Source organism: Dyadobacter sp. (genome assembly GCF_051859145.1).
GTDB lineage: Bacteria > Bacteroidota > Bacteroidia > Cytophagales > Spirosomataceae > Dyadobacter.
The window spans coordinates 1-4,071 of the sequence record NZ_JBHYGF010000382.1; the positions used below are offsets into that span (position 1 = coordinate 1).

Consider the following 4,071-nt stretch of genomic DNA (forward strand, 5'->3'; position numbering starts at 1 on the left):
ACCAAATGGGCGCAGTTCTGGATTTTACAAGTTCCATCAAACTCCGCTCCGACTATCCGGAAGCGTATTACCTGAGAGGTATCCTGAAAAATAGCCTGGGCGAAATCAACGACGGCTGCCTGGACCTCAGCAAAGCCGGAGAACTGGGTTACCAGCAAGCTTATAAGGTTATTTCTTCGTTTTGTAATTAGCCCTTCGACTGCGCTCAGGGTGACAAAGAATAGCAGCAAGCTTTGTCACCCTGAGCGCAGTCGAAGGGGCCTTTGTTAAGCTTTCTTCATATTTTTCGCCACCTTCTCCCAATTCACAACATCCCAGAACGCTTTGATGTAATCCGGTCTTTTGTTTTGGTAATGCAGGTAGTAAGCGTGTTCCCAAACATCCAGCCCGAGAATTGGAGTACCTTTTAGTTCGGAAACGTCCATCAGCGGGTTATCCTGGTTTGGCGTAGATCCAACCGACAGTTTTCCGCCTTTTGCAACCAGCCACGCCCAGCCAGAACCGAAGCGCGTAGTAGCGGCTTTGCCGAATTCCTCTTTGAATTTATCGAGTGAGCCAAACTGCGCATTGATCGCGTCCGAAACTGCACCTGTTGGTCCATTACCTTTTTTCGGTCCCATTACTTCCCAGAAGAAAGTGTGGTTCCAGTGGCCGCCGCCATTATTGCGGATTGCCGCTGGCGCTTTGCCTGCAGACTTGATGATTTCTTCCAGCGACTTCTTCTCGAACTCAGTCCCTTTTACTGCATCGTTCAGATTTTTCACGTAAGCTGCGTGGTGCTTTCCGTAATGGATTTCCATTGTCATTTTATCAATACTCGGTTCCAGAGCAGCAAAGTCGTAAGGAAGCGGGTTTTGTTTAAATGGCGCCGTTTCCACCAGTATCGTTCCCGAATTCCCGGCAAATGTGTGATTGGCCAATGCTCCGGCAGTAAGTGCCCCACCGGCAAGTGTCCGCAAAAAATCTGTTCTATTCATAACGATTCATTGAAATAGTTATTAATCAATCATAAGCCACCCGACTTATGATACTTCGTCCCAGCGTGATCTCATCGGCGTATTCCAGGTCTCCGCCAATAGGTACTCCGCGGGCAATGGTACTTATTTTTACTCCTGTGGACTTAAGCCGTTTTTGTAAATAAAATGCAGTGGTATCGCCTTCCATGGTAGGACTCAATGCAAGAATAATCTCCTGAACCTGCGCAAAATCCCCCGGATTCTCAACGCGTTCGATCAGTGAATCAATATGTAAGTCGGAAGGTCCAATTCCCTCCAGAGGCGAGATAATACCACCGAGTACATGATATAAGCCTTTGTATTGATTGGTTGACTCAATGGCAAGTACATCCCGGGTATCCACTACTACACATATAATGCTTTGATCGCGCTTCTGGTTTGCGCAGATATTGCAGTAAATGTCATCAGCGATGTTGTGGCATTTGGCGCAATAAGTGGTTTTGGTACGCATGTCAAGCAGGGCATTCGAGAGAGACCGGGTTTGTTCTTCTTCTCTTTTAAGCAAATGTAGTGCCAGCCGCAGGGCGGTCTTTTTACCAATTCCGGGAAGTCGGGAGATTTCGTTTACTGCATCCTCAATCAGTCGCGAGGGATAATTCATGTGCGTCAGGTTAATGTATTTCAGCTGAAATACCTCTCCGGCAAATTTCGTTCCGCATGCCGGCGAGTTCCTCAAATGCCCCTTCTTTGACGGAACATTTTCCCTTGTAATGTATAATGATCGTACATTGTTCAGCCTGCTCGCTGGAATGCCCGCACACCTCTATCAAAGTATCTATCACCCAGTCAAAAGTATTCACATCGTCATTATAAATAATAAGCTTTTTAATGTCGGTGTCAATCGTTTCTTCCAGAATTTCTACATCTGTTTCTGTCAGCGCTTGCATAACAACCAAATTTCTGTTTGATTAGCAAATCTAATTAAAAACGCAGATTATAAGAAGCATTAGCCTTTTAATCCGTCGCTCCATCCATCCCAAACAGCCCCTTTTTTAATGAATCCTTATATCTCCCTGATCATATTGGTAGTCTATTTCGGGATGCTGATTACGGTCTCTATTTACACTTCCAAAGGGGCGGATACAAATACATTCTTTACTGCTAACCGCCAGTCTCCGTGGTACCTGGTGGCATTCGGCATGATCGGGACTTCGCTTTCCGGAGTCACATTCGTCTCGGTGCCCGGTGCGGTTGCCAATATCCAGTTTTCCTATTTTCAGGTAGTGATCGGGTATATTCTGGGATACCTTGTAATCGGTACCGTGCTGATGCCGCTCTATTACCGGCTTAACCTCATTTCCATTTACAGCTACCTCGAACAGCGCTTTGGTTTCTGGTCTTACAAAACAGGTTCCGGCTTCTTTTTGCTTTCGCGTACAATTGGCTCAGCCGTAAGACTTTATGTGGCTGCACAGGTTTTGCAACTGGCACTTTTCAAGCCGCTGGGCGTTCCATTTGAGGTAGCAGTTGCCATTACCATATTTCTGATCTGGATTTATACCTTCAAAGGCGGCGTGAAAACCATTATCGTAACAGATACTTTGCAGACTTTCTTTCTGATAACCGCGGTAGTTCTGACGATCGTTTTAGTATCAAAAGAATTGAATCTGAGCGGAATAGGGGATATCTGGAATGCGGTAGACCAGAGCAAATACTCGAAGATTTTTTACTGGGATACCAATGATCCCAAGAACTTCTTCAAGCAATTCTTTGCCGGCGTTTTTATTGCGATTGTTATGACCGGTCTTGATCAGGATTTAATGCAAAAGAACCTGACCTGTAAGAACATCGGCGAGGCGCAGAAGAATATGTTCTGGTTTACAGTAGTACTTGTAGTCGTCAATTTCCTGTTCCTGTCACTCGGTGCATTGCTTTACGTATATGCAGAAGCGCAAGGTATTCCGGCAACGGCTAAAACAGATGATTTCTATCCAATGCTCGCGCTCAACCACCTCGGGTTACTGGTAGGAATCACCTTTTTGCTGGGTATCACAGCCGCCACTTACGCCAGCTCCGATTCTGCATTAACTGCGTTGACAACTGCATTCTGCATTGATTTTATGAATATTGAAAAGCGGCCGGAGGAAAAGCGTTCATCCATTAAATTCTGGGTGCATATCATGTTCTCCGTGATCTTCTACCTGGTTATTCTCATTTTTAATCGTTTGAACAGCAAAGAAGTAATCACAGCCGTTTTCGATCTGGCAGGCTATACCTACGGGCCATTGCTCGGGCTTTTCTCTTTCGGCGCATTCTTGAAAAGGCCGGTTAAAGACCGCTGGGTTCCGCTGGTCTGCATTCTCGCGCCCATCCTCACTTACATTATCAATGATCACTCCGCTGAGTGGTTCAATGGATATAAGTTTGGGTTTGAAAGATTGATTATAAACGGGCTGATTACCTTTATCGGTCTTTGGATTCTTCATGATCCAAAACCAAAGCTTACGGACAACTACGCTTCTTTCAGATAAGTCTGCTTACGCTGGCAAAATAAAACCGCATATTGCTGTAACGTTTTAAATGTTCGCTTTCAAGGTCGAATGTTCGGTTCTGAACAACTTCTTGCGAGCTTGTTTTGAAAGTGGCAGGCTGGAATTTATTTTTTAAATAGTTATTTATCAGAAGTTTATAAATACAATTTTAGATGTAAGAGCGGTAAAAAGGCGAATGTGGCACGTCCTTTTTTATTTAGAGATCAACCATGCAAGTGCATGCGGTCAAACTTTAAATAGCTATTAGCCATGAAAATTTCAAACATTTCAAACCTGTTCTGCGCATTGGCGCTCACTTTGTCACTCGCTTCTTTCACAACTGACAAAAAGAAAAACCTCGAAGACAAAGAAGCAAAAGCAGTTGCATTTGACGCAAGTCTTTACAAGATTTCGGATAGCAATAAAGTAAGACTGTCTGTTAATAAAGGTACCGACGACAAGGTCAAAGTGATTGTAAAGGACAAAGCAGGCAATGTGTATTACTCAGAAGTTTTCAACGACAAAGGTTCCAAGTATCGCCGCGTATTTAATCTCGACGAAATGGGAGACGGAACTTACTACTT

5 protein-coding genes and 1 pseudogene are annotated in these 4,071 nt (G+C 44.5%); 3 read left to right on the top strand and 3 right to left on the bottom strand.

Going from position 1 to position 4,071, the window contains the following annotated elements; translation table 11 throughout:
• A pseudogene (locus tag ACTIE6_RS19665) lies at nucleotides 1–191 on the top strand (tetratricopeptide repeat protein); the annotation flags it as partial.
• 75 nt (nucleotides 192–266) lie between these two features.
• On the opposite strand, the gene ACTIE6_RS19670 reads toward ACTIE6_RS19665, so the two are convergent.
• Genes ACTIE6_RS19670 through ACTIE6_RS19680 form a run of 3 tightly spaced genes read right to left on the bottom strand, consistent with a single transcriptional unit; the run spans nucleotide 267 to nucleotide 1,903 of the window.
• The gene (locus ACTIE6_RS19670) at nucleotides 267–977 is read right to left on the bottom strand and encodes a superoxide dismutase (protein WP_439558270.1); all 711 of its coding nucleotides are present in this window, start codon (nucleotides 975–977) and stop codon (nucleotides 267–269) included.
• Nucleotides 978–1,002: 25 nt separating this feature from the next.
• Nucleotides 1,003–1,617 carry a recombination mediator RecR gene (gene recR / locus ACTIE6_RS19675; protein WP_439558271.1) on the bottom strand — a complete coding sequence of 205 codons (615 nt, stop codon included), beginning with the start codon at nucleotides 1,615–1,617 and terminating at the stop codon, nucleotides 1,003–1,005.
• A 10-nt stretch (nucleotides 1,618–1,627) separates the two neighbouring features.
• The gene (locus ACTIE6_RS19680; protein WP_031530400.1) at nucleotides 1,628–1,903 is read right to left on the bottom strand and encodes an ATP-dependent Clp protease adaptor ClpS; all 276 of its coding nucleotides are present in this window, start codon (nucleotides 1,901–1,903) and stop codon (nucleotides 1,628–1,630) included.
• A gap of 108 nt (nucleotides 1,904–2,011) precedes the next feature.
• Here ACTIE6_RS19680 and ACTIE6_RS19685 point away from each other — a divergent pair, with 108 nt between their 5' ends.
• Complete coding sequence (locus ACTIE6_RS19685; RefSeq protein WP_439558272.1) at nucleotides 2,012–3,487, top strand: sodium:solute symporter; 1,476 nt, start codon at nucleotides 2,012–2,014, stop codon at nucleotides 3,485–3,487.
• A 270-nt stretch (nucleotides 3,488–3,757) separates the two neighbouring features.
• Nucleotides 3,758–4,071 (top strand): hypothetical protein (locus ACTIE6_RS19690; protein ID WP_439558273.1); only part of this gene is annotated, 314 nt, incomplete at its 3' end.